Below are 24343 nucleotides of genomic sequence, written 5' to 3'. Positions count from 1 at the left end.
TCGGGGAGGCTTGACGCCCGCCCGCACCCGGCGGTCGGATGGCGGTCCATGAACACAGCGCATCCGCATCCCGCTCGGCCTTCCCTCGACGAGGGCCTCGTACGACGGCTGGTCGCCGGACAGTTCCCCTCCTGGGCGGGACTGGCGGTGGAGCGGCTCACCTCCGGTGGCACGGTCAACGGCGTGTACCGGCTGGGTGACGACATGGTGGTACGACTGCCGTTGGCGGAGGGCGGAGCCGAAGACACAGCGATGGAACGGCGGTGGCTGCCCCGCCTCGCGCCCCTCCTGCCGACGGCCGTTCCCGAGGTGCTCGGGGCCGGGGAGCCCGCCGACGGGTACCCGTGGCCATGGTCGGTCTACCGGTGGCTGCCGGGCGTGACCCCCGAGGCGGGAGCGCTGAGCCGCCCCGTGCTGCTGGCCGAGGACCTGGCCGGGTTCGTGACGGCCATGCGGAGCATCACCCTGCCGGAGGCGCCGACGGCCCATCGAGGTGGACCGGTCACCTCGCTCGACGCGTCGACCCGGGCGGCGATCGAGGAACTGCGCGGAATCCAGGAGGAGGGCGTCGACTGCGACGCCGCGGCCGCCGTGTGGGAGGAGACACTGCGGGCCCCGGCCTGGGACGGGCCGCCGGTGTGGCTGCACGCCGATCTGATGCCGGGCAATCTGCTGGTGGACGACGGCAGACTGACCGCGGTGATCGACTTCGGGTGCATGGGGGTGGGCGATCCGGCCTGTGATCTGTTCCCGGCGTGGAATCTGCTGCCGGCCGACGCCAGGGAGGTCTTCCGCGAGGCACTCGGCGTGGACGACGCCACCTGGGCCCGCGGCCGCGGTCGGACGCTCTCGCAGGCACTGATCGCGCTACCGTACTACCGGCGGACGAACCCGGCGATGGCGCGCACCGCCCGGCATGTGATCCGGGCGGTGCTGGGGGAAGCCGGTGCGTAGGCCTGGCCGGCGGTTCTTCGGCTACGGGCCGGTTTTGCCGCCTGCGGCGGCGAGAGCGCCCTACGGGCGCGTCCTCAATCGCCGGACGGGCTTGATTCGGCTGGGCTCAGCCAAAACCAGCCCGTCCGGCGATTGAGGACTACCGCCGCGCAGCGGTGGTGCGAACGGCACGGCCCGCGGCGGGTCAGACGCCGACCGCTTCTTCCATCTCCTCCTCGGAGTCGGCGGCGGCGGCAGCCGCAATCGCAGGCCCGGGCCGTCGCCGGCTCTCGGCTGCCCACGCGAGGCCGGTCACGGCCAGGCCGACGGCCAGCCACAGGACCAGGGTCCACAGGTGCCCGCCGAAGCCGGCGTTGTCGAAGTAGGCGAGGCTGCGGGTGCCTTCGACGAAGGCGGCGCCGTTCCAGAAGTCGTGCAGGGGGGCGAAGAAGCCGTTCTGCAGCTCGGGCCGGAAAATACCGCCGGAGCTGGTGAAGTTGAGCATCACGAACAGCGCCATCATCGTCAGCGTCGTCCATCGCTTGAGGAAGGTGTGCAGCCCGGTGCCGATCAGCAGCACGCCGGCGGAGTAGAGCCACGCCATCCCCCACAGTCCGCCCAGCCCGTGGTCGACGAGATGGAAGACGGGCCCGGCCAGCATCACGCCGATCACGCTGACCACGAGCGAGGTCGCCGCGGCCAGCAGTGCCCGGATCCGCATGGGCAGGACCGCGCCGGCGCCGCCGATGACCGCCACGGAGGCGTAGGAGCCGATGCTGATGGCGACGAGCAGGAAGAAGATGCCCTGTCCGGTCGGGTCGTCCTTGGCGGGCGGCGCGATGTCGGTGACCTTCAGCGGGGCGCCTTGGCGGGCGGCCACAGGTGTGAAGACCTTCTGCACGACGGAGGCGGTGGTGTCCGATCCGGCCGAGGCGACCATCAGCTCGGGCGCCTTCGCGTCGGGGACGAACGCGCCGAAGATGTCCTGGTGACGCAGCTGGTCCGCGGCTTGCGCCCGGTCGCCGACGGTACGGACGGTGAGGGCGTCGCCCGCCTTGTCGGTGATGCTCCGCGCCAGGGCCCGGGCGTCGGGGCCGGATCCCACCACGGCGACCGGCAGGTCGTGCGGTGCGGGATCGGCGAAGGCACCGAGGTAGGCCATGCCCATGCCGATACACATGAGCAGCGGGGTGAGCAGATGGGTGAGGACATGGCGCAGGGCGCCGCCCGTCGCGGATTTCATGGTGGTTCCTCGACTCCCCGAAGGGATGGTTGGTATCTACAACTATTCCATCTGGTTGTACTCTACATCTAGATAGGGAAGAGAGGCCACCCCGTGTCCGACCGCGACGATTCCACCGAGATCATCCAGCGTGAGCTGACGGCCTTCGCCCGGCGCTCCCGGGCCGCCGCCGCCCGCATGCACCCCGAGTTGTCGCTGGTGTCCTTCGCCCTTCTCGCCCACCTGGAGGACCGGCGCGGATGCCGGGCGACCGACCTCGCGGACCGGTTCCTGCTCAACAAGTCCACCGTCAGCCGGCAGGTCGCCGACCTCGAACGCCTCGGCCTCGTGGAACGCCGCCCCGACCCGCACGACCAGCGGGCCCGCAACCTCCATCTGACCGCCCGCGGCGTCGCCGCCCTGACGCAGGTCAGCGGCAACCGCCGGGCGGCCTTCCGTGAGCGCCTCGCCGACTGGGACGAGGCCGACCTCTCCCGCTTCGCCGCCTATCTGCTGCGTTACAACGACCAGACGCCCGGGCCCCCGCCCTGCCAGTCGATGAACGCCGGGTCCTCGAGTCGCACGTCATCCCCCGGCACACCGGCCCGGCGCAGGAACTCATAGAGATCGATCACCCCGTACGCCGTGCCCAGGACCTCCCGGCCGACCGTCACCTGGCGGCCGCCCGACGGCGACGGCGGGTGGACGACGATCCGGGCGGTTCCGGGCATGGTTCCAGCGTCCGTCCGAAAAGGCCCCGGCGCATCCCGGCGGCGGCACCACCGCTCCCGTTCGCACGGGTCGCGCGTTACGGGCGGGTCATGAGCGTGCCGGGCCCAAACACGATTCAATGCATAAACCGCTAAATACGGCCCATGAGTATGTGAACGCCCCAGGAGCCCCAGCGGCACCTGGAACCCCGACCTACCGGCAGGTGACCGTGAGCGCCGATCGCAAGAAGACTCCGAAGCCCGGGCGCACCGCCCCCTCCCGCGGTGGCGCGGTGGCCACCGACCGCATGCTCCGCACCTTGCTACGGCGCCGCAAGAAGTCGCTGGACATCACGGACGTCACGGTCACCGACCGCCCCGAGGTCCGACGCGCGGTGCTGGCCGCCGCCCTGGGCAACATGATGGAGTGGTTCGACTTCGGTGTGTACGCCTATATGGCTGTCACCCTGGGCAAAGTCTTCTTCCCTTCCAGCTCGCCCGGTGCGCAGGTCGTCGCCGCCTTCGCCACCTTCGCGGCGGCCTTCATCGTCCGGCCGCTCGGTGGTCTGGTCTTCGGTCCGCTGGGTGACCGCATCGGGCGCCAGCGGGTGCTCGCCGCCACGATGATCATGATGGCGGTGAGCACCTTCGCCGTCGGTTTCCTGCCGGGCTACGCGACGGCCGGGTTCGTCGCACCCGTGCTGCTGCTCGTCTGCCGTCTGGTGCAGGGCTTCTCCACGGGCGGCGAGTACGCCGGGGCCACCACGTACATCGCCGAGTACGCACCCGACACCCGCCGTGGATTCCTGGGCAGCTGGCTCGACTTCGGCACGTTCGTCGGCTACGCGCTCGGGTCGGGGCTGGTGACGGTGCTCACCGCGGCCCTCGGTACCGACGGCATGACCGACTGGGGATGGCGCCTGCCCTTCCTGGTCGCCGGGCCCCTCGGGCTGATCGGCCTGTACATGCGGATGCGGCTCGAGGAGACGCCCGCCTTCCGCGCGGAGACCGAGGCGGCCCAGGCGCGGACCCAGGGTGCTTCGGGTTCCCATGAGGACGAGATCGAACAGGCCCGCCAGTCCGGCCGGGGACGGCTGAAGGAGATCTTCACCGAGCACTGGCAGGCGGTGCTGATCTGCATGGGGCTGGTGGTCGTCTACAACGTCACCAGTTATCTGGTCACCTCGTACCTGCCGACGTATATGACCGAGACACTCGGCAAGGACCCCACCACCGCGCAGTTGCTGATCCTCGGCACCATGGTCCTGGTGGCCCTGACCATCACCGTCGTGGGCCGGTCCTCCGATGCCTGGGGACGGCGGCCGATGTTCATGGCGGGCAGTGCCGCCCTGATCGCGCTCGCCATCCCCTCGATGCTGCTGGTCCGCGCGGACGGCGCTCTGCTCCCGGCGTTCGGCTGCCTGATCCTCGGGCTGCTGTTGGTGTGCTTCGCGGGCACCGCCGCCGCGACGCTGCCCGCGCTCTTCCCGACCCGGCTGCGCTACGGGGCGCTGTCGGTCTCGTACAACATCTCCGTGTCGCTCTTCGGCGGTACCACCCCGCTGGCGGTGTCCGCTCTGCTGGAAACGACCGACAACCCCATGATCCCCGCGTATTACCTGATGGCCGCGGGTGCGGTCGGGCTGGTCTCGGCGTTCTTCCTGCACGAGACGGCGGGCAAGCCGCTGCGCGGTTCCGGACCGATGGTGGAGACGCCGGAACAGGCCCGGCTCCTGGTGGCCGACAGCCGGACCGAGGCCGGCCGTCGCGCCAGGGACATCTGGATGCGTCTGCGGCACCCGGGGCACCACCACCACGAGGAGCGCTGAGCACAGGCGGGCCCGCGCGTCGGCTACGCGTACCGGTACTTGAGGGACTCCTCCTCGCTCCGTCGCACTTCTTCAAGGGTGAGGTCGGGCAGGCGCAATTGGGCGAGCGTCACTTCGGCGGAGGTGGGCTGCGCGTCGGGCGCGAGCCACTCGTCGGGCTTCCAGGCGGCGCCACGCAACAGGGCCTTGGGGCAGTGCGGGTACACCTCGTCGATCTCCACCACCAGCGCGCTGACCGGCCGCTTTCCCACCGCGGTCAGCCGGTCGAGGAGTTCGGGCCGCGCGGAGACGCACGCCCGGCCGTTCACCCGCAGCGTGGTCGTGCGGCCGGGGATCACGAAGAGCAGACCGACATGGCCGTTCTCCAGGACGTTCAGCATGCTGTCGAGGCGCTTGTTGCCGGTGGCGTCGGGGATGACGAGGGTCCGCTCGTCGAGCACGGCCACGAAGCCGGCCGGCCCGCCGCGCGGGGTCGAGTCGCAGCGGCCGTCCGCGTCGGCCGTGGCGACGAAGACGAGGGAGGAAAGGCCCACCAACTCCCGTGTCTTGTCGGTGAGGTGATTCATCTCCTTGCGGAGAGCGGCGGCGCCCGGCATCTCGTACAGCGAACGCAGCCCCGCGACGTCTTGTAGGGAATCCTTGCGCAGCTCGTCGAACAAGCTGGTGGTGACGGCGTCAGTCATACGGCGAACCCTAGAACACGCACTCGAACCTGCCCAGTGAGTCCGCCGCCGCGGGCGACGGCCGAGGGCCGTACGGTGGCGGGGTGACCGACACCGTCGAGGCCATCGAGGCCGCTCTGCGCCAGCGGGACTGGGTCCCGACCGAGAACGAACAGGCACTCGGCGGGGAGTTCCTCTTCCGCCGGGGCGAACTGCAGCAGACCCCCCGTCCGGTGATGCCCGTGCGGCCGGAGCCGTGGGGCCCCTGGACGACGCAGTACCTGGCATGGCTCACCGACCTGGTGAGCATGGCGGACGGACTCGTCGAGCGGTGGCCGGGCCTGTCCCCCGCCGGCAGCCCCATGGTGACCCTCATACGCGCCTACGTCGCCCCGGCCCGGCCCTTCGGCCCGCTCGCCCATCACCTGGAGCTGGCGTGGGTGACCGACCCGCCGGAGCTGCCCGCGCCGGACGAGGTCGCGCGGCACGCCGAACGGCTCGGGTGCTCCCCGGAGGAGGCCGGGCGGAAGCTGAGCGACCGCGCGGTCAAGGCATGGGAGGACGATTGCCTGCCGGTCGTGGCGCGCAGGCAGATCGACGACGTCACGCGCGGCATGATCAGAACCGGGTCCGTGCTCGCCGCGGCCGTCATCGGTGACCCGGGCCACTGATCGCGGGCCCGCCGCCGGGGCGGCGGCGGATGGCGGGCGTCGCGCCCGGCGCGCCTTCGGCCCGAGGCACCCGCGAGGCCGCACGCGGGCGCGTGCGGCCTCGGGGTAGGCGGTCAGCCGCGGAGGGGGCCTTCGCAGGTGAAGTCCGCCGAGCCCGCGGGGCGGTCGGGCCAGATGTCGACCTTGCCGAAGGAGCAGTTCATGTCGGCGAAGTTGTTGGTGCCCTTCTTCGCGCGGCCGAGAATGAAGTAGTCGACCGTGTCGGACATGTCCTTGAAGACCAGGTCGGCGTTGCCCGGGCCGCTCAGATTGGCGGTGATCCGGCCCGTGCAGGTGAAGCGGGGGCGCCGTGGGTCTCCGTCGGTGCGGCAGTCGGGCTTGTTGCCGGTCGTGGCGGCGAAGGACGCCCGGATCGTGGCGGGGTGGCCCGCGTCCAGCCGGCTGATGGGAGTGAAGGTGGTGTTCGGCACGTACAGGTCCTTGACCTTGGCGATCTGCCGGTCCAGGAAGGCATCGTAGGCGCGCTGCAGGTTCGCGTCCCCGCCGAGCCGGTGACGCCAGGCGTCGAAGCCCGCCGGGTCGTCGGCCCGGGTGTAGCCGTACATCTCCTTGAGCAGTGACGGGCGTTCGGCCCACAGGAACTCGAAGAACGTTCCGGCGTAGGAGTAGAAGCGGAAGCCGTCCCTGTCGTACTCCGCGTGCAGCAGTTGGTCGACGGTCATGCGCGGTTTGCCGCCGGACGTGTCGTTGACGATGCTCTGGACGAGCGACTTGCGGACCTTGATGCCGCCGTCGCGGGTGGAGCCGTCGAAGAACTCCGCCGTGCCCTCGTCCATCGCGGTGGTGCGGTCGCCCTGGTACCAGGGGCCCTCGCCGAAGAGGCCCGGTACCGCCCAGCGGCCGTTGAGGTAGTGCGTGTACTCGTGGCGGAACAGCTCCTCCAGCGTGAGGGTGGAGTCCTGCGGGACCCGGCGCTCGTAGGTGTAGAAGGTGGCGCCGTTCTCGATGTAGATGCCGCCGTTGTTGGTGCCCATGCCCGTCAGCAGCGGGTGGTAGATCTCGTAGTCGGCGCGCGAGGCATACAGCACGATGTTGAGGGTGGTGTTGGTGTCGCCCGCCAGCGGCTTCTCGGTGCCCAGGACCCGGTGGAACTGGGCCTTGACCTGCTTGCTCGCGTAGTAGAGACGGTCGACGGTGGACCGTGGCAGGGCCGTGCGGACCTTGATGCCGCCGTTGTCGTACGTGTAGGTGGAGGGGAAGATGCGACGTTCGATGTCGGCCTTGCACACCCCGTACTGCTTGCAGGCGTCGAACTGGTTCAGCCAGGTGACGACCTTGGCCCAGGGTTCGCTGCCCTCGCCGAAGTTGCCGGCGGTGGTGGACAGCAACCGGCCGAGGTCGGAGGTGATTTCGTCCTTGAGGGCGTCGATCTGGCCCATCCGTCCGTACTCCCCGACGGCGTCGCGCACCACCCAGGCGTTGGACGTGCCCTTGAGGTGGGTGTAGCCCGCGAAGGCCTTGAAGGCCGCACGGTAGGAGGAGTCGGCGGTGACGGCGGCGTGGAACGCGCTGTCGTGGTTGCCGGGGTAGACGCCCAGATAGTTCAGGGAGAGCGCGGCGAGCGCGGCACCGGCCCAGGAGGTGTCCTTGGCGGTGTCGGGGTGAGCCGCGTCCATCGTGGTCAGGACGTTTTTGACGAGCGGCAGTTGGTGCTGGCGCAGGCCCGGTGCGGTCGCCGCGTAGAGGGCCTCGCGCAGGGATTCGGCGTTGGTGCGGGTGACGTCGAAGGTGTGGGCGGCCGAGCCGAAGGAGTACACCGCGCGGCGCATGGCGTCCACGGTCGGTGCGTCGGTGACGTCGATCTCGTCGCGTGAGAAGTCGTGGTAGGCGACGGCGTGGAGGTAGGTGAACATCTCCAGCAGGTGGCTGTCGTTCTTCCCGTCGTGCGTGGGCGCCACGCGTTCTATGCGGCGGGAGACGGCCTGCACATGGGCCCTCGACATGACGGGGGCCAGTCGCTGGTCCCACGTCCACAGGATCTGGCGCAGACAACCGTCGGCGGTGACGGCCGGGTCGGCGAGGAAGTCGGCGAACTGCTCGGGGCCGAGACCGGTGACACCGTCGAGCGTGCAGGCAACGGTGGTGTTCCCGAGGGTGACGGTGGGGGCGGGGGACGCGGCCTTCCCTTTGCCGGTCTTGCCCTTGCCGGCCTGTGACGTGCCGGTGTGCGGACCCGGCACGCGCCCGTCGGTGAGGCCGCCCGGCGCGGACGGGGACGCCATCGCGGGGCGCGGGGCCTTGGCCAGGCGGGTGACCTCGTCGAACGGGTTCGGCGTGGGGGCGTCCGGGCGTGCCGCTGTCGAGGGGGACGCCGTGGACGAGGGCGACGAGGGCGCGGGGGCGTCCGCGTAGCCGGTCTGTACGGCGGTGGCGCAGAGCGTCGCCGCTATCGCGGCGGTGAGCAGGGATCTGCGCAGGGTTCTGGACTGGGACACCGATGACTCCTGTGTGGGAGGTGTGAGTGAGGCCGCACGCGAGAAGAGCGGCGTGCGATGGCGGCGCGACGGTGCTTCAGCCGCCTTCCGACAGGCGGGACGTGGGGGGCCGTTGCGGCGCCATGTGATGTGTAACGTAGTAATGTGAAATGTTACTGACAAGCCCTCAGCGGCCCCGAGTTCGGTAAAACACCCGGCGGGTGCCCGGCCCGGCCACGGGAGAGAAGCGCACGGCACCCCGGTGCGCGGACCGCGTTCCCCGCCGTCAGCCAGGGGCCGGGGCGGGCAGGCTCCGCAGGCGCGCGATGCCCTGGTCTAGGGCGGCTTCCAGGTGTTCCGTGCCTCCCGTCATCAGCAGGATCATCACGCCGCCCTGGATCCCGGCGAGGAGGGCCGCGGCCTCACGGTCGGCGTCCAGTTCGGGGGTCACCTCGCCGATGTGCTGCATGTGGCGGATGCCCGTGGCGAGTTGGCCCTGCCAGCGCCGCAGGAGTTCACGGGCCACAGCCCGCGCGGCGTCCGTGGCCGCTCCGAGCTGGGAGACGGCCGCGTGCAGTGGGCAGTTGTCGCCTTGCGCGCGGTAGCGGGCCACCACCTTGTCCCGCCACTGCCACCATGCGGCCCAACTGGTCAAGGAGCCCAGCTCCGGCTGTTGGTCGTCGATGACGCGGGCAGCCTCATGCCGGGCCACGGCCAGCAGCAGTTCGTCCTTGCCGCCGGGGAAGTAGTGGAACAGCTGGCTCTTGCTGGTCGCCGTGCGTGCCATGACGTCCTCGAGCCGCAGGAAGAAGACACCCTGATCACGGATCTCCTCGGCGGCACCCTCGACGATGCGCTGCTTGGTCGCGGCGCCCTTGCGGGTCAATGACACATGTCCTCCCGGGTGAGGCGTCGCGCCCGGCGTCATCCGTCCGGGCGCGCTTGCTCGTGGCTGGTCAGGGCAGGAGGAGCAGTTTCCCGGTGGTCCGGCGCGACGCGAGGTCCGCGTGGGCCCGTGCCGCGTCCGCCAGGGGGTAGTGACCCCCGATGCGCGGGGTGAGCCGACCACCGAGGACCAAGTCGAAGATCTCCCCGGTGCGGTGGAGAAGGGCCTCGCGGGTGGACACGTGATGGTGCACCACCGGGTAGGTCAGCATGATGCTGTGCGGCAGGTCGGTCGGCCGGAACAGGGGAACTCCCATGAAGGGGCCGTAATAGGCGTGCACTCCGTGCGGACGCAGGGCCAGCTGTGAGGAGCGGAACGTCTCGGTGCCGCCGCCGTCGTAGACGACATCGGCTCCCCGGCCGCCGGTCAGTTCCCTGATCCGCTCCTCGAATCCGGCACCGGACCAGACGAGCACGTGGTCGGCGCCGGCCTCCCGCGCGGCGGCGGACTTCTCCTCGCGGGAGACCAGGCCGATCACCTCACCGCCACGGGCCTTGACCATCTGGGTGAGCAGCAGGCCCACGCCGCCCGCGGCCGCGTGCACCACCGCCGTGTCGCCGGGACCGATCGCGTAGGTCTGCGTGCTGAGGTGGTTGGCGGTGAGCCCCTGGAGCATGACGGCGGCGGCGGTCTCGTCGGTGATGCCGTCGGGCACCTTGACCAGCGAGTCCGCCGGAACGGCGAGTAACTCCGCGTAGCTGCCCGGGTGGTAGAACCACGCCACCCGGTCTCCGACGGCCAGGCCTTCGGTGCCCTCCCCCAGCGCGGTGACGTATCCCACCCCTTCGACGCCCAGGACCGCGGGGGCGTCCCAGCCGGAGCCGCCCTGCGCACGGGCGCCGATGTCCATGTAGTTCACTCCCGCGACACCGAGCCGGACCAGCGCCTCACCGGGCCCGGGGGCCGGGTCCGGCAGCTCCATCCAGCGCATGACCTCGGGACCGCCGTGTTCCTCGATACGGATCGCGTGCATGGGCAGCACCTTTCTGTGCGGGTGAGCGTGGGGTGATGTGGTGCGAACGGAACCTGTGGTGCGAAGGGAACCGTAGGCAGCCCGAATTGGACCGGCAAGTCCAAAGGGGCCGCGGGCCAGGCGGGATCGGGCCCGTTACCCGGTTCATATCGATGCCCACGGCCGGCACCCCACCGACCGCATGCGGGGGGGCGCGGGGCCCGCGGTCAACCCGCGGGGGTGACCGCGGTCTTCCTGCGGGCGCGGTACGCCGCGGCCTTGATCTTGTTGCCGCAGGACTCCATGCCGCACCACTGCCGTCGTTTGCCGCGCGAGCGGTCGAGGTAGACCCGGGTGCACTCGGGGTTGCCGCACTCCTTGAGCAGGGGGACGTCCGGGCCGCTCAGCAGCTCCACCGCGTGCCGGGCGACGGCGGACAGCGCTTCGCGCTGCGTCGCCGCCGTCCAGCGGCCGGAGTGGGTCAGCCGCGGGGCCGCGGGCGCCACGCGGGCCGCGTCGTTGAGCACGGCCAGCGCCTCGTCGTCGAAGTCCGAACCGAGGCGCCGGGCGGTGATCAGCCGGTAGAGGGCTTCGCGTACGGTCCTCGTCCGCTCCACGTCGGCCTGCCGGGCGGGCGAGACGGAGTCGACGATGCCGGATTCCACGTACCACGCGTCCAGACGGTCCGGTGCCGCGAACATCTCGAACCGCGCCGTGCGCCGGGCCCGGAGCGTGGCCGCGAAGTCCAGGGCCGGGTGGCCGCACACGAAGACATGTTCCAGGTTCACGTCACCATCTTGGTGGGTGACTCCGGGCACGTGCAAGGAACGCCGACCGCACCCGGAGGCCCCTCCCCGGGCCCACCGGGTGCGGCACGTCGGCGGCTCAGGCGTGCGGTGCCCCCGTCTCCGTCAGCCGGCCGGCGTCGACCCGCAGCCAGCGGTCGACACCGATCCGTTGGAGGAAGCGCTCGTCGTGGCTGACCACCACGAACGCGCCGCGATAACACGCCAGGGCGCTCTCCAGCTGTCCCACGCCGACCAGGTCGAGGTTGTTCGTCGGTTCGTCCAACAGCAGGAGTTGTGGGGCCGGTTCGGCACACAGGACGCAGGCAAGGGTGGCGCGCAGGCGTTCACCGCCGGAGAGTACGCGCACGGGCAGGTGTGCCCGGGGGCCGCGGAACAGGAAGCGCGCGAGCAGGTTCATCCGCTCCGCCTCCGGCCGGTGCGGGGCGGACACCGCGAAGTTCTCGGCCACGGTGCGGTCCGGGTCGAGCAGGTCCAGTCGCTGTGACAGGGACGCAATCCGCCCCTCGGCGCGCTTGATGTTCCCGCTGTCCGGCGCGAGGTCACCGGCGATCAGCCGCAGCAGTGTGGTCTTGCCGGCGCCGTTGGGCCCGGTGAGCGCGATGCGTTCGGGCCCGCGGATCGTGAGGTCGACACCGGCGCCCGCGAACAGGTCGCGCTCGCCGTGACGGATCCGCATCCGCTCGCCCAGGATGACGGTGCGCCCGGCGGGGACGCCGGTGTCGGGCAGCTCCAGGACGAGCCGCTGTTCGTCCCGCAGGGCGCGTCCCGCTTCGTCGAGCCGGGCCTGTGCCTCGCCGACGCGGGTGGCGTGCGTCTGGCCCGCCCGGCCGGCGGATTCCTGGGCGCCGCGCTTCATGTTCCCGGCGAAGATGCGCGGCAGGCCGGCGTTCTTGAGGTTGCGGGCGGCGTTGCTCGCGCGTCGCTCGGCCCGCTCGCGGGCCTGCTGCATCTCGCGTTTCTCCCGCTTCAGCTCCTGTTCGGCGTTGCGTACGTTCTTCTCCGCGACCTCCTGCTCGGCTCGTACCGCCTGCTCGTACGCGGTGAAGTTTCCTCCGTACAGCCGCAGTTCGCCGCCGTCGAGTTCGGCGATGCGCTCCATGCGGTCCAGCAGGGCCCGGTCGTGGCTGACGAGCAGCAGACTGCCGCTCCAGTCCGCGAGCACGTCGTAGAGCTTGTGGCGGGCTTCGAGGTCGAGGTTGTTGGTCGGTTCGTCCAGCAGCAGCACGTCGGGGCGCTTGAGCAGCTGAGCCGCCAGACCGAGGCTGACGATCTGCCCGCCGCTGAGGGTGCCCAGGGTCCGGTCCAGGGCGAGATGGGCGAGGCCGAGCCGGTCGAGTTGGGCGCGGGTGCGTTCCTCGATGTCCCAGTCGTCGCCGATGGTCGTGAAGTGTTCCTCACTCACGTCACCGGACTCGACGGCGTCGATGGCGCGGATGACCGCGTCGACACCCAGGACTTCGGCCACCGTCGGTTCGCCCGCGAAGGGAAGGTTCTGCGGGAGGTAGCCGATGGTGCCGTGCACGGTCGACGACCCTGCGGTGGGGCGCAGTTCACCGGCGATCAGTTTCAGCAGGGTGCTCTTGCCGGATCCGTTGGGCGCGACAAGGCCCGTGCGGCCGGCGCCGAGGGTGAAGGACAGGTCCGCGAAGACCGGGGTGCCGTCGGGCCAGGAGAAGGACAGCTGGGAGCAGATGACGGAAGCGTCGGACATGGGATGACCTCATGAGGGAAAGAGGGCAGGCCGCTTCGCTGAAGAAACCGCGTGTGCGGAAATCAGCGGAAATCGTCATGCGAAGGCACTGCCCCTGAGACAGGGAAAGAGGGGACGACGAGATGACCACCGCGGCGGCGCCGCCAAGAGTGGGCGCCTGCCGGTGGTCGATCAGCTCCGGGTATCACCCGGAGATGTCGTCGTCACCCGCCATGTCTGGACTCCTCAACGAAGGATCACTGCCGACGTCACCGTATCAGGCCGCGCACGGCAGCCGGCAAGCCCTTTTTTACGGCGGCGGCACGTTTTTCAGAGCGCCAGGTCCCATGCCAGGCAGGGAAGGAGATTCCTCATTCCCTCGGGGTCGCCGGTCTCGTGTGCGGGGCCGCTTGAGGAAGCCGCCTTCGTCTTCACCATGTCCTCGTAGGCGATCCGCTCGGGCAGTGCGCCGAACCGCGCGTGGCGCGTCACCGAAGCCCTGTCGTGCGTGCCGTGGTCGTTCATCGTTCTTCTCCCGCCCTCTCGGTACCGCTGTGCTTTGACCGCACCTCTCGGCCGTGCCGGTCGATCCGCAGCCGGTCCCCAGACCGAGCGCCGATCCGCGCCCCGCGGGGTCGTGACGACCGTCTTGAGCGTGCCAGACGACTGTGGCACAGCGCGCGTCACCGGTCAAACAGGTGACGCATCAAGTCGGCACACGCCAGGGGTGATTGATCACCCCAGCGATCCGAAACGGAGCCGATAGCGCTCGGCGGGGCGGGCGCCCTGCGGGCGCGTCCTCAATCGCCGGACGGGCTTGATTGGGCGCCGCGCCGGCCCCGACGGATCCACCGGGCGGGCCCTAGCGGCAAAAGACGGCGGGCGGGCGGAGTTGCCCCGCGCGGCTTGGCCTCGAAATGATGAATTTCGAGGATGGCGGTTGACCAAATCCCTGCCGAATGGGCCTGACAGGCGTATCACCGCAGGTAGACGCCCGGGCAGCCCGCGACGGGTGGCGGTCGCGCGGGAGCGTCCGTCGGCCGGAAGCCCGGATTGGCCGGGTTCGCCGGGGGGAAGGACGGCACATCGGTTCGTACGCCCCGTACCCGATCCGCCGCCGGTCGCGCGAGCCGGACACGGCTTCCTCCGTCCGGCCGGGTGCCGGCGCCCGCGCACAGGGGCCCTGGGGCTGCCGCCTATGACATCCTCAGTGACGTGACGAGCGAACCTGTCAAGGACGAGGAGTCCGGTATCGCGCCGGACGTCGTCGCGCTGGCCAAGGTCGTGGCCGCGTTGCGCGCCGAGAACGAGCGCCTGCGCCAGCAGGCGTCCACCGCGGCCGTACTCGAGCGTGCCACAGGCCTCCTGATGGCGCGGTCGGGATGCTCGGCCGCGGAGGCGCACGAGGAGCTGACGCGACGGGCGCGCGCCGAAGGCCGCACGCTGACCGAGGAGTGCTGGATCGTCCTCGGTGACGCCCCGCAGGCGGCCCGGCCGCCCTTCCTCCCCGTCCAGAGCGTCACGGACGTTCCCGAGGTCCCCGGACAGGGATCGGCGAAGCCGGCGGGCGCCCGCCCGGCCCCCGCCACCGGCCGGGCCGGGCGGGCGCCGGAATCCGGCACGGAGCCGCGCGTGCCCTCCGGCGCCGCGCTCCTCGGCAGCCTCGGCAGGGCGCTCACGGGTGCCACCTGCCCGCAGGACGTCGCGGAACGGCTGCTGGACCACCTGGCCGGGCCCCCGGTCGGGGCCGACGCCGTTCTCCTCTTCTCCCGCACCGCGCACGATGCCCTGGAGCTCGTCGGGCACGCCGGCGCCGGAGCCGCCGTCGCCGCCCAGTGGCGGTCCGTGCCGCCCATCGGGGGCATCGCCGCCCTGGACACCGTCCGCCGCGGCGAAGCCATATGGCTGGAGGACCCGGCGCAGGACGCACAGCGCTACCACCTGATCGGACAGCCGCCGCAGAAGTGGCGCACCCGGGCCTGGCTCCCGGTCACCACCGACGGCAGGGTCACCGCGGCCCTCGGCGTCCTGCGCACGGTGGACGCCCCCTTCGGCGAGGACGTGCGGGAGCTGCTGCGCTCGGTCGCCCGGTTGTGCGCCGGCGGCCTCCGCGCGGGGAACGCGCCCCCGGGGCCGCTCCGGCCGGACCAAGGCCCCGGCCCGGCCGCGAGGTACGGTGCCCCGGAGGTGTCCGGATGGTGCGTGCCCGCCGGGCGGCCCGCGCGGCCGGGCCGCGCGGAAGGCTCCGAGGCGGGCACGGCCGCGCTCGTCCAGGCCGTCTTCGACGTCCTCCCGGGGCCCGCCATACTCCTCACCCCCTTGCGTTCACCGGCGGGTGACGTCGAGGACTTCCGCATCGACGCCGCCGCGCCGCGTTCCGTCGACATCGCCGGCCGACGCGGCCGCCGGCTCGTCGGGCTGCGGGTCCTGGAGTGCTACCCCACGGTGGCCGGCGCCGACGTCTGGCAGGGCTACCTGCGGACACTCGCCACGGGGGCGATCTACGAGGGCGAGCCCTTCGCCTATGAGGAGGTCGTCGCCGGCCTGCCGCAGCGCTCCTACTACTCCGTTCGTGCGGTGAAACTCGGTGACGCCCTCGTGGTCACCTGGACGGGGCACGACGACGTCGCCCGGCAGCAGGCACTCCTGGCCGACCTGCAGCGGCTCGGCAACCTCGGCTGGACGGACTGGAACCTCATCACCGGCGCCATCACCTGGTCACCGCAGGTCCACGCCGTCCTCGACCGTGACCCGGAGTGGGGTCCGCTGCCCCTCGACGCGTTCCCCGGGGACGTCCTGCCGGAGGACGCCCCGGACTTCGACCGCGCGCTCCGGGACCTCCTGGAAGCGGGCACGCCCGTCGACCACCAGGTCCGGATCGCGACGCGGGATGGTGTCCGGCATCTGCGGGTCGTCGCCGAAGCGGTGCAGGACGCCCACGGCACACCCGTCGAAGTGCACGGTTTCGTCCAGAACGTCACAGCGCAGCGCACCGCCGAACTGGCCCTGACGAAGTCCCGCCAGGCCGTGCTGGCCCAGCGCAACATCCTGCAGGTGGAACGGACGGTCGCCGCCCGTCTGCAGCACGCCCTGCTGCCGCTGCCCGGGCAGTCGCTGCACCTGGGCGATCTGCGCGTCGACGTCGCCTACCTTCCCTCCCACGACGACCTCAACGTGGGCGGCGACTGGTACAGCGCCCTCGAAATGCCCGGCGGCGGTGTGCTCTTCGCGGTCGGTGACGTGGCCGGGCACGGCATCGACGCGGTGGCCACGATGGCCCAGCTGCGCTTCACGGCCAAGGGCATGATCGTCACCGGTTCGTCGCTCACGGGCGCGCTGCACCGGCTCAACACCCTGCTGCTGCACACCCGTGACCACCATGCCACCGCCACCCTCGTGCTCGGCCGCTACGACCCCGCCGACCGCTGCCTGACCTGGGTCCAGGCGGGCCATCCGCCGCCCCTGCTCGTACGCGACGGGAAGGCGGAGTTCCTCGCTCCGCCGGAGGGCATGCTGCTCGGCGCCACGCTGCGGCCCACCTTCGGCGAGGCCGTGTGCCAGATCGCGCCCGGCGACCATCTGCTGCTGTACACCGACGGTCTGATCGAACGTCCCGGGGAGCACTTGGACGAGGGGCTCGACCGCCTCGCCCGCGCCGCCGAGACCGAGCTGTCCGCGGGCGGCCCCGGCTCGCTCGACGCCCTGCTGTCCCGTCTCCTCCTCCCGGACGAGCAGCGGGACGACGTGTGCCTCCTCGACATCCACCTGCCCGCGTCCTCGTGACGGACGGTCTGTGCGAGGCTTCGGCGACACATCGCAAGCGCGTCCCGTAGCCGCCTGTTCTGCGATGTCGGGTGGTTGTCGGTGGGGTCGGTGATGTGTCGGTGCCGTGTCGGTGATCCGTCGACGGCCGCGGGGACAGTGGATCTCGTCGGCGCCGGTCATCAACGGCACCGGCCACCGGCTCACCCGCTCCCGACGTGCTGGAACCGCGCGCCCGGGCGTGACCCGCCGGTGTCCGTCCAGCGGTCCACGATCCAGAAGGTACTCCCACCATGTCCACTCACGTCACGATCATCGGCGCCGGGCTCGGCGGCCTCACGCTCGCGCGCGTTCTGCACGTCCACGGAATACCGGCCACGGTCTACGAGGCGGAGCCCTCCCCGACCGCGCGCGCTCAGGGCGGCATGCTCGACATCCACGACTACAACGGTCAGATCGCCCTCGAAGCGGCCGGTTTGATGGACGAGTTCCGCGGCCTGATCCTGGAGGGCCGCCAGGCGATGCGGGTCCTCGACCCGGACGGTACCGTCCTGTTCGACAAGGCCGACGACGGTACGGGGGGACGCCCCGAGGTGCAGCGCGGTGAGTTGCGGCAGATCCTGCTCGACTCGCTCCCGGCCGGCACCGTCCGGTGGGGGCACAAGGTCACCGGTACCCGTGCCCTCGGCGAGGGCCGCCACGAGGTGACGTTCGCCGACGGCGGCACCGTCGTCACCAGCCTGCTGGTCGGTGCGGACGGCGCGTGGTCCCGGGTCCGGCCGCTGCTGTCCCCCGCCACACCCGCGTACGACGGGAAGTCGGTCGTCGAGACCTTCCTGTTCGACGCCGGAACCCGGCACCCCGCCGTCGCGAAGACGGTCGGCGGCGGGTCGATGATCGCGGCCGCGCCGAACAGGGAGATCTTCGCCCACCGGGAGAAGGGCGACACCCTGCACGCGTACATCGGGATATCCGAGCCGCAGGACTGGTTCGCCGCCATCGACTTCACCGATGCCGCCGCGGCCACCGCGCGGATCGCGCGGGAATTCGACGGCTGGGCGCCGGATCTCATCGCGTTGATCACCGATGGTGACATCGCGCCGGTCCTGCGTCCCCTCTTCGCTCTGCCGACCGGGCACCGGTGGGACCGGGTGCCGGGGGTGACCCTGCTCGGTGACGCCGCCCACCTCTCGGCCCCGAACGGCGAAGGCGCCAACCTGGCCATGCTCGACGGCGCCGAGCTCGGCCAGGCCCTCGCCGCGCACCCCGACGACATCGAGGCCGCGCTCACCGCGTTCGAGGAGGCCATGTTCCCCCGCAGCGCCGCGGCTGCCACCTTCGAGGGGGCCGAGATGCACGGGGACGGCACCACCACGCCCCACGACCTGGTCGCCGCGTTCACCCGGCATGAGCAGTCCGCGTAGCAAGAACACACGGTGCGGAGCGCGTGGAGCCCCGGTTCTACGCCTGCCCGGTCTCGAAACGGCTCACCTTGCCGCCGTCGACGGTGAACGCCCACGTGGTGCGCATCGCGCCCCAGGTGTCATTGCGGTAGTCGGCCACGAGCGAGCGCCCGTCGTCCGCCTCGGATTCGACATCCATGTGCCCGTTGGAGGAGAAGATCTCGCGCTCCGCCCAATCCCGCACATCGCGGTCCGAGCCGTCGTCGGACATCGTCGCACCCGGCGTCAGGGCGTCGTAGAACGCTTGCTGGTCGTTGGCGTTGAGAGCGGTGACCAGGGCGCGGACGGCCGGGTCGCTGAGTCGGTCGACGGGGATGCTCATGTTTTGTCTCCGGGTAAGAAGGAAGGGGGCGGGGCGGCGTCCGGGTCTTCCGCCGCCCGATGAGGCTGCCCGGGCGGGCCGCCGCGTGAACGCGCCATCAGGATGAACCGGATCTTCACCGGCTTGTCCGCCGTCGACGGCCACGGCCCGCCGTGCCCCGCGCTCAGGGCTCCTCGGGGAAGTGGCAGGCCACTTCCCGCGCCTCGCCCGGTACCGCGATCCGCAGGGGCGGCGCCTCGCTCCGGCAGATGTCCCGTGCCTTGTGGCAGCGCGGGTGGAAGGTGCAGCCGGGCGGGGGTGCGGCCGGGCTCGGCGGGTCGCCGAGGAGGGTGATCCGCTCCCGTTCGCGTTCGGCGGCCGGGTCGGGCAGCGGCACGGCCGACAGCAGGGCCCGGGTGTAGGGATGGGCCGGGGCCGCGTACACCCGCTCCTTGGTGCCCAGTTCGACGATCCGCCCCAGATACATCACGGCCACCCGGTCGCACACCCGTTTCACCACCGACAGGTCGTGGGCGATGAAGAGGTAGGCGAGCCCGAGTTCCCGTCGCAGCCGTTCCATCAGGTTGACGATCTGGGCCTGTACGGAGACGTCCAGGGCCGAGACGGGCTCGTCGGCGACGATCAGGCGGGGGCCGGTGGCGAGGGAGCGGGCGATGCCGACGCGCTGCGCCTGCCCGCCGGAGAACTCGTGCGGGTAGCGGTCGAGGTGCTCGGGGATCAGTCCCACGAGTTCCATCAGCTCCGCCGCCCGGGCGCGGGCGCGCGTCGCCGCATGTCCCTGTGCGAGCAGCGGGTCGGCGATGATCCGGGCCACCGTCTGGCGCGGGTTGAGGGAGGAGTGCGGATCCTGGAAGACCATCTGCAGGTCCCGGCGGAGCGGTTTGAGTTCGCGCGGGCGCAGATGGCTGATGTCGCGGCCGTCGTAGGTGATCGATCCGGCGGTCGGTTCCAGCAGTCGGACGATCATGCGGCCGGTGGTGGACTTCCCGCAGCCGGATTCGCCGACCAGCCCCAGGGTCTCCCCCGCCGCCACGTCGAAGGTGACGCCGTCGACGGCTCGTACGGGGGCCGAGCGGCGCCGCTTGCCGGGGAAGGTCATGGTGACGTCCCGGACGGAGAGCAGGGGTTCGGCCGGCGCGGTCATCGGGTGCCTCCGCACGGGTGGGCAGCGGTGTGCCGGGACAGGTGACAGGCGACCAGATGGCCGAGGGACGGCGTGAGTTCGGGTCTGCTCTCCGTGCAGCGGGCGCGGTCGGACGGTGTCGCGGCCGCCGCGCGCGGGCAGCGCGGCGCGAAGGCGCACCCGGGGGTGGGGGCGAGCAGGGAGGGCGGGCTGCCGGGGATGGTCCGCAGCGGCTGGTCGTCGCCGTCGTCGAGGCGGGGCAGGGAGTCGAGCAGACCCCGGGTGTAGGGGTGGGCCGGTGCGGCGAAGAGGGAGTCCACCGGGGCCTGTTCGGCCGCGCGGCCGCCGTACATCACCAGCACGTCCTGGGCCACGCGGGCGACGACGCCCAGATCGTGGGTGATCATGACGACGGCGAGTCCGCGCTCGGCCTGCAGGCGGGCGATCAGCTCCAGGATCTGTGCCTGGACGGTGACGTCGAGTGCGGTGGTCGGCTCGTCGGCGATGAGCAGCTCGGGTTCGCAGGCGAGTGCCATGGCGATCATGACGCGCTGGCGCATGCCGCCGGAGAACTGGTGCGGGTACTCCCCCGCCCGGCGTGCGGGCTCGGGGATGCCGACCTCGCCGAGCATCTCGACGGCCCGTCTGCGGGCCGTCGCGCGGCGGGAGCCGAAGTGGACGCGGTGGTGTTCGGCGATCTGCTCGCCGACGGTGTAGTAGGGGTGGAGGCTGGAGAGCGGGTCCTGGAAGATCATCGCCATCCGGCGGCCGCGCAGCCGGCGCAGCTCCCGCTCGGGGAGGCCCACGAGTTCCCGGCCGTCGAGGGTGATGGAGCCGGTGACGTCGGCGTCGGTGTGCAGGCCCATGACCGCCATGGAGGTGACGGATTTGCCGGAGCCGGATTCGCCGACGATGCCCAGGGTCCGGCCGCGGTGGACCGACAGGCTCAGGGAGTCCACGACGCGTGCGGGGCCGTGCCGGGTGGGGAAGGTGACGTCGAGGTCGCGCACGTGGAGCAGCGGCGGTTGTCCGGCGGCCATCAGTACCTCACTCGCGGGTCGACGACGGCGTAGAGCAGGTCGACGGCCAGGTTGGCGACGACGATGAAGGCGGCGGCCAGCAGGGTGACGCCGAGGATGACCGGTTGGTCGCCGGTGGACAGCGCGCCGTAGAAGAGCCGTCCGATGCCGGGGAGCCCGAAGATGGACTCGGTGATGACCGCTCCCGCGAGCAGTCCGCCGAGGTCCATGCCGAAGAGGGTGAGGATCGGGGTCATCCCCGCCCGCAGCCCGTGCTTGACGACGACGGTGCGGCGCGGCAGGCCCTTGGCGCGGGCGGTGCGGATGTAGGGCTCCGCCATCGTCTCGATCATCGAGTTGCGGCTTTGTCGCGCGTACATCGCGGCGTACAGCACGGCCAGCGCCAGCCAGGGCAGGAGCAGGTTCGACGCCCAGTCCAGGGGGTCGTGGCCGAAGGGGACGTAGGTCGGGTAGGGCAGCAGTCCGGCGACGCGGATGAGGCCGTAGATGAGCATCATCGAGGTGAAGTAGACCGGCAGGGAGGCGGTGGCGACGGCGCCGACCATCAGGGCACGGTCGGTGAGGGTGTCCTTGTGCAGTGCCGCGGTGACCCCGGCCGTGAGGCCGAGCAGCAGCCAGAGCAGGGCCGCGCCCAGGGCGAGGGACGCCGAGACCGGCAGGCGGTCCATGAGCAGGTCCCAGACGGCCTGTGAGTTCTCGTAGGAGTAGCCGAGGCAGGGGAAGTCGCAGTGCAGGGCGTACTGGCCGCTGCCCACGGTCCGGCCGGTGAAGATGCCGGTGGTGAAGTCCGCGAACTGCCGCCACAGCGGCCGGTCGAGGCCCATGTGGGCGCGGATGGCGGTGAGCCGTTCGGCGCTGCACGACTTGCCGCAGGCCGCGGCCGCGGGGTCGGAGGGCAGTACGTAGAAGATGGTGAAGGTGACGGCGGCGATGGCGAGGAGCACCCCGATGACGCCGAGGAGCCGGCGGCCGATGTAGAGGGTCATGCGCGGCCGCTCCGGGGGTCGAGGACGTCGCGCAGTGCGTCGCCGAGCAGCGTGAAGGCGAGGACCGTCAGAAACAGGCAGCCGCTCGGGACGACGAAGTACATGGGGTCGGTGTCGTAGAAGGCGACGCTTTCGGCGATCATCTGCCCCCAGGAGGGAGTGGGCGGCCGGACGCCGACGCCCAGGTAGCTGAGGGCGGCCTCGGTGGCGATCATGCCGGGGACGACGAGGGTGGTGTACGCGATGACGGGTCCGAGCACGCCGGGGAGGATGTCGCGGGTGAGGATGCGCCAGGGGCCCGAGCCGCCGACGCGGGCGGCGTCGACGTATTCGCGGTGTTTGAGGGAGAGGGTCTGCCCGCGCACGACGCGGGCGATGCCGGGCCAGCCGAACAGTCCGATGACGGCGGTCATCAGCACGATCCGGTTGACGTCCTTGGCCACCGACATCGTCGCGATCATGAAGATGAGGGAGGGGAAGGACATGGTGAGGTCCATCAGGCGGGACAGGACGGTGTCGGTGCGGCCGCCGAAGTAGCCCGCCGCGATGCCGGCCGCCGTTCCGGCGACGACGACGATCGCGGTGGCGGTCAGGGCGATGAGCAGCGATACCCGGGCGCCGTGCACGACGCGGGTGAAGAGGTCGCGGCCGGTGACGGGTTCCACGCCGAGCCAGTGGTCGGCGGAGATGCCACCGAGCGGGCCGAGGGGCTGGCCGCCGAGGTAGGGGTCGACGGCGCTCTTGTCGAATTCCTCGGGTGTCCAGCCGGCGAGGGCGCTCAGCAGCGGGGCGCCCGCGGCCATGAGCAGGAAGAGCGCGACGACGAGGAGGGAGATCCGCACCGAGGTGCGTCGGAGCAGTTCGGTGCGGGCGAGCCGCCAGGGGCCGCTGCTTGTCGCATGGCCCGTGGGGGCGCTGGTCGCGGTGGGTGGGGTGGTGGTCATGGTGTGCCTCAGCCCTGGCTCTTGGCGGGGTCCCCGAGGCCGACCGTGGCGTAGTCGATCTGGCCGCCGAAGGATGTGTGCCCGTAGGCGCCGGCGATGTTGGCGCCGAGGACCAGTGGCCAGCGGCGGATGAGCACCGGCACGGCCGGGGCCTTGGCGAGGATCTCGCCGTCCAGCCGCTGCCAGGCCCGGCCGGCTTCTTCGGTGTCCGTCATGGCCGCGATCGCGTCGATCCGCCGCATGGTGGTGTCGTCGCGGAAGAGCGAGTGGTTGCCGGAGTTGCCCTTCTCCTTGATGAAGCGGGCGTCGAAGACGAAGGGCAGGAAGGTGGAGCCGGAGGGGTAGTCGGGGCACCAGCCGGTGTAGACTATGTCGGTGCGGTTCTTGGTGTCACCGATGGTGGCGTAGAACGCGGACGGGTCGACCGTTTCGATGGTGACCTTGATGCCGGCCCGGCCCAGGGACTGCTGGATCGCCTCGGCCCGGCCCTTGTCACCGGCCGAGACCGTGATCGTGGTGGACAGGCCGTCCGGCTTGCCGGCTTCCTTCAGCAGTCGTCTCGCCTTCTGTGTGTCGCCGGTGGCGGGGATCTTCAGGGTGTCGGGCTGCTTGCCGCCGAACAGCGCGGACGGCATGTACGCGGTCGAGAGGTCGTTGAAGGCGGGGCCGCCGGAGGCGGTCAGGACGGCATCCCGGTCGAGGGCGTACTGCACCGCCTGTCGCACCTTGACGTCGTCGAAGGGGGCGCGGCCGGTGTGCATCTGGACCATGTCGGTGCAGTTGGTGGACTCGGCCAGGAGTCGTTTGCGCACCTCGGCCCTGGGCAGCACCTTGGCGGCGCTCTCCGGCCGCAGGGCGCCCCAGGAGACGGCGGAGGCGTCGGCGCCCTGGCTCGCTATGAGCCGGTCGTCGATCTGGTTGGCCTTCAGGCCCATGAGGACGACCAGCTTGTCCGGGTACGCCTTGCGCACCTGGTCGGTCTTCGGATCCCACTGGTCGTTGCGGACGAGGACGAGCTTCTTGCCCCGGTCATAGGAGTCGATCTTGTACGGCCCGGAGGAGAAGGGCCGGTTGTCGTAGCGCGGGCCCTTGTCCTGGCCTTGCGGTACGGGGGCGAAGGTGGGCATCACCGTGGCGTTGGGGAACTCCGCGAAGGGCTTGTTCAGTTCGAAGACGATGGTGTGGTCGTCCGGTGTTCTGACGGAGTCCAGGTGTCTGCCCTGGGCGGGGCCGTGATAGCCCTCGGCGCCGGCGAGGTAGCGGGCCGCGTAGTCGGCGCCGCCGGGGAGGTCGGGAGAGAAGGACCGTTCGACGTTGTATTTGACGTCCCGGGCGGTGACGGGCGAGCCGTCCTCGTACCGCACCCCCCGTTTGAGGTGGAACGTCCACGTCCTGGCCCCGTCGGAAGGGGTGCCCAGGTCGGTGGCCAGATCGGGTACCAGCCGGTCGCCGGCTTTCCCGGGGGCCGCCTTGTAGGTCACCAGGGTCCGGTAGAGCAGCCGGGTGCCGAAGTCCATGTCGTTCATGACCCAGTTGCGGGCCGGGTCGAGGTGGGTGAAGTCCTGGTTGGACAGCACGGTGAGCGTGCCGCCCCGCCGGGGCGTGCCGCCGATCACGGAGCCCTCGCCGGCGACGACGCTGTTCGTGCCCTTCCCGCCGTCGCCTCCTGCCCGCTTTCCGCCGGAGCAGCCGGCCGTGGCGAGGGCGAGGGGAACCGCCAGAAGGGCGGCGACGGCGGTACACGTGCGCTTGTTCATCAGTGGTCACTCCGTGAACAGTCGAACAGCCGAGGCTGAAATGTGACC

General features: G+C 71.2%; 20 protein-coding genes. 6 read left to right on the top strand and 14 right to left on the bottom strand.

Annotation, left to right across the window (positions count from 1 at the left end):
• Positions 1–48: 48 nt before the first annotated feature.
• Entirely contained in the window at positions 49–954 is a 906-nt protein-coding gene (locus tag ACZ6MA_RS27715) for an aminoglycoside phosphotransferase family protein (protein WP_469436873.1), read from the top strand.
• A 184-nt stretch (positions 955–1138) separates the two neighbouring features.
• Here ACZ6MA_RS27715 and ACZ6MA_RS27710 read toward each other — a convergent pair whose 3' ends face one another.
• Positions 1139–2176: a hypothetical protein gene (locus tag ACZ6MA_RS27710; RefSeq protein ID WP_469436872.1), complete on the bottom strand. Its 1038-nt coding sequence runs from the start codon at positions 2174–2176 to the stop codon at positions 1139–1141.
• A gap of 93 nt (positions 2177–2269) precedes the next feature.
• Between ACZ6MA_RS27710 and ACZ6MA_RS27705 the strand changes: the two genes are divergently transcribed.
• Both ACZ6MA_RS27705 and proP read left to right on the top strand, forming a co-directional pair.
• Positions 2270–2779 carry a MarR family winged helix-turn-helix transcriptional regulator gene (locus ACZ6MA_RS27705; RefSeq protein ID WP_469436870.1) on the top strand — a complete coding sequence of 170 codons (510 nt, stop codon included), beginning with the start codon at positions 2270–2272 and terminating at the stop codon, positions 2777–2779.
• A 394-nt stretch (positions 2780–3173) separates the two neighbouring features.
• Positions 3174–4694, top strand: a complete 1521-nt coding sequence (proP, locus tag ACZ6MA_RS27700; protein ID WP_469437070.1) for a glycine betaine/L-proline transporter ProP — start codon at positions 3174–3176, stop codon at positions 4692–4694.
• A 23-nt stretch (positions 4695–4717) separates the two neighbouring features.
• Here the strand turns inward: proP and ACZ6MA_RS27695 are convergent, their stop codons facing one another.
• Positions 4718–5377, bottom strand: coding sequence for an MSMEG_1061 family FMN-dependent PPOX-type flavoprotein (locus ACZ6MA_RS27695; RefSeq protein WP_469436869.1), 660 nt, complete (start codon positions 5375–5377; stop codon positions 4718–4720).
• Positions 5378–5460: 83 nt separating this feature from the next.
• On the opposite strand from ACZ6MA_RS27695, the gene ACZ6MA_RS27690 reads away from it, so the two are divergent.
• Entirely contained in the window at positions 5461–6027 is a 567-nt protein-coding gene (locus ACZ6MA_RS27690) for a hypothetical protein (RefSeq protein ID WP_469436867.1), read from the top strand.
• Positions 6028–6140: 113 nt separating this feature from the next.
• Here ACZ6MA_RS27690 and ACZ6MA_RS27685 read toward each other — a convergent pair whose 3' ends face one another.
• The 6 genes from ACZ6MA_RS27685 to ACZ6MA_RS27660 form a co-directional block, all read right to left on the bottom strand.
• Positions 6141–8522 carry a collagenase gene (locus tag ACZ6MA_RS27685; RefSeq protein ID WP_469436866.1) on the bottom strand — a complete coding sequence of 794 codons (2382 nt, stop codon included), beginning with the start codon at positions 8520–8522 and terminating at the stop codon, positions 6141–6143.
• A gap of 265 nt (positions 8523–8787) precedes the next feature.
• A complete protein-coding gene (locus tag ACZ6MA_RS27680; RefSeq protein ID WP_469436865.1) occupies positions 8788–9393 on the bottom strand; it encodes a TetR/AcrR family transcriptional regulator in 606 nt (201 codons plus the stop codon).
• 64 nt (positions 9394–9457) lie between these two features.
• Complete coding sequence (locus tag ACZ6MA_RS27675; RefSeq protein ID WP_469436864.1) at positions 9458–10420, bottom strand: quinone oxidoreductase family protein; 963 nt, start codon at positions 10418–10420, stop codon at positions 9458–9460.
• Between the two features lie 206 nt (positions 10421–10626).
• Complete coding sequence (locus ACZ6MA_RS27670) at positions 10627–11187, bottom strand: CGNR zinc finger domain-containing protein (protein ID WP_469436863.1); 561 nt, start codon at positions 11185–11187, stop codon at positions 10627–10629.
• 97 nt (positions 11188–11284) lie between these two features.
• Complete coding sequence (gene abc-f / locus ACZ6MA_RS27665) at positions 11285–12919, bottom strand: ribosomal protection-like ABC-F family protein (RefSeq protein WP_469436862.1); 1635 nt, start codon at positions 12917–12919, stop codon at positions 11285–11287.
• Between the two features lie 309 nt (positions 12920–13228).
• On the bottom strand, positions 13229–13423 hold the full coding sequence (locus ACZ6MA_RS27660) for a hypothetical protein (protein WP_469436860.1): 195 nt from the start codon (positions 13421–13423) through the stop codon (positions 13229–13231).
• A 690-nt stretch (positions 13424–14113) separates the two neighbouring features.
• Here ACZ6MA_RS27660 and ACZ6MA_RS27655 point away from each other — a divergent pair.
• Together ACZ6MA_RS27655 and ACZ6MA_RS27650 are read left to right on the top strand one after the other, a co-directional pair.
• On the top strand, positions 14114–16681 hold the full coding sequence (locus tag ACZ6MA_RS27655) for a SpoIIE family protein phosphatase (protein ID WP_469436858.1): 2568 nt from the start codon (positions 14114–14116) through the stop codon (positions 16679–16681).
• Between the two features lie 272 nt (positions 16682–16953).
• Positions 16954–18084, top strand: coding sequence for an FAD-dependent oxidoreductase (locus tag ACZ6MA_RS27650; RefSeq protein ID WP_469436857.1), 1131 nt, complete (start codon positions 16954–16956; stop codon positions 18082–18084).
• Between the two features lie 37 nt (positions 18085–18121).
• Here the strand turns inward: ACZ6MA_RS27650 and ACZ6MA_RS27645 are convergent, their stop codons facing one another.
• The 6 genes from ACZ6MA_RS27645 to ACZ6MA_RS27620 all read right to left on the bottom strand — a co-directional run bounded on the left by ACZ6MA_RS27645 (position 18122) and on the right by ACZ6MA_RS27620 (position 24295).
• Entirely contained in the window at positions 18122–18445 is a 324-nt protein-coding gene (locus ACZ6MA_RS27645) for a nuclear transport factor 2 family protein (protein ID WP_469436856.1), read from the bottom strand.
• Positions 18446–18608: 163 nt separating this feature from the next.
• On the bottom strand, positions 18609–19589 hold the full coding sequence (locus ACZ6MA_RS27640; RefSeq protein ID WP_469436854.1) for an ABC transporter ATP-binding protein: 981 nt from the start codon (positions 19587–19589) through the stop codon (positions 18609–18611).
• Positions 19586–20608, bottom strand: a complete 1023-nt coding sequence (locus tag ACZ6MA_RS27635; protein WP_469436852.1) for an ABC transporter ATP-binding protein — start codon at positions 20606–20608, stop codon at positions 19586–19588. The genes ACZ6MA_RS27640 and ACZ6MA_RS27635 overlap by 4 nt, the downstream gene beginning before the upstream one ends.
• A complete protein-coding gene (locus tag ACZ6MA_RS27630; RefSeq protein WP_469436851.1) occupies positions 20608–21594 on the bottom strand; it encodes an ABC transporter permease in 987 nt (328 codons plus the stop codon). The genes ACZ6MA_RS27635 and ACZ6MA_RS27630 overlap by 1 nt, the downstream gene beginning before the upstream one ends.
• On the bottom strand, positions 21591–22538 hold the full coding sequence (locus ACZ6MA_RS27625) for an ABC transporter permease (RefSeq protein WP_469436849.1): 948 nt from the start codon (positions 22536–22538) through the stop codon (positions 21591–21593). The genes ACZ6MA_RS27630 and ACZ6MA_RS27625 overlap by 4 nt, the downstream gene beginning before the upstream one ends.
• Before the next feature lie 8 nt (positions 22539–22546).
• Entirely contained in the window at positions 22547–24295 is a 1749-nt protein-coding gene (locus ACZ6MA_RS27620; RefSeq protein WP_469436847.1) for an ABC transporter substrate-binding protein, read from the bottom strand.
• Between the last annotated feature and the right edge of the window lie 48 nt (positions 24296–24343).

This window comes from Streptomyces sp. NPDC042259 (assembly GCF_055582085.1).
This window is presented reverse-complemented; position numbering and strand designations above follow the sequence as displayed.

Excerpts from the sequence above, each read along its gene's own strand:
- ACZ6MA_RS27715 (WP_469436873.1), top strand. The coding sequence starts at position 49 with ATGAACACAGCGCATCCGCATCCCGCTCGGCCTTCCCTCGACGAGGGC.
- ACZ6MA_RS27710 (WP_469436872.1), bottom strand. The coding sequence starts at position 2,176 with ATGAAATCCGCGACGGGCGGCGCCCTGCGCCATGTCCTCACCCATCTG.
- proP (WP_469437070.1), top strand. The coding sequence starts at position 3,174 with ATGCTCCGCACCTTGCTACGGCGCCGCAAGAAGTCGCTGGACATCACG.
- ACZ6MA_RS27695 (WP_469436869.1), bottom strand. The coding sequence starts at position 5,377 with ATGACTGACGCCGTCACCACCAGCTTGTTCGACGAGCTGCGCAAGGAT.
- ACZ6MA_RS27675 (WP_469436864.1), bottom strand. The coding sequence starts at position 10,420 with ATGCACGCGATCCGTATCGAGGAACACGGCGGTCCCGAGGTCATGCGC.
- abc-f (WP_469436862.1), bottom strand. The coding sequence starts at position 12,919 with ATGTCCGACGCTTCCGTCATCTGCTCCCAGCTGTCCTTCTCCTGGCCC.
- ACZ6MA_RS27660 (WP_469436860.1), bottom strand. The coding sequence starts at position 13,423 with ATGAACGACCACGGCACGCACGACAGGGCTTCGGTGACGCGCCACGCG.
- ACZ6MA_RS27650 (WP_469436857.1), top strand. The coding sequence starts at position 16,954 with ATGTCCACTCACGTCACGATCATCGGCGCCGGGCTCGGCGGCCTCACG.
- ACZ6MA_RS27645 (WP_469436856.1), bottom strand. The coding sequence starts at position 18,445 with ATGAGCATCCCCGTCGACCGACTCAGCGACCCGGCCGTCCGCGCCCTG.
- ACZ6MA_RS27640 (WP_469436854.1), bottom strand. The coding sequence starts at position 19,589 with ATGACCGCGCCGGCCGAACCCCTGCTCTCCGTCCGGGACGTCACCATG.
- ACZ6MA_RS27635 (WP_469436852.1), bottom strand. The coding sequence starts at position 20,608 with ATGGCCGCCGGACAACCGCCGCTGCTCCACGTGCGCGACCTCGACGTC.
- ACZ6MA_RS27630 (WP_469436851.1), bottom strand. The coding sequence starts at position 21,594 with ATGACCCTCTACATCGGCCGCCGGCTCCTCGGCGTCATCGGGGTGCTC.
- ACZ6MA_RS27625 (WP_469436849.1), bottom strand. The coding sequence starts at position 22,538 with ATGACCACCACCCCACCCACCGCGACCAGCGCCCCCACGGGCCATGCG.
- ACZ6MA_RS27620 (WP_469436847.1), bottom strand. The coding sequence starts at position 24,295 with ATGAACAAGCGCACGTGTACCGCCGTCGCCGCCCTTCTGGCGGTTCCC.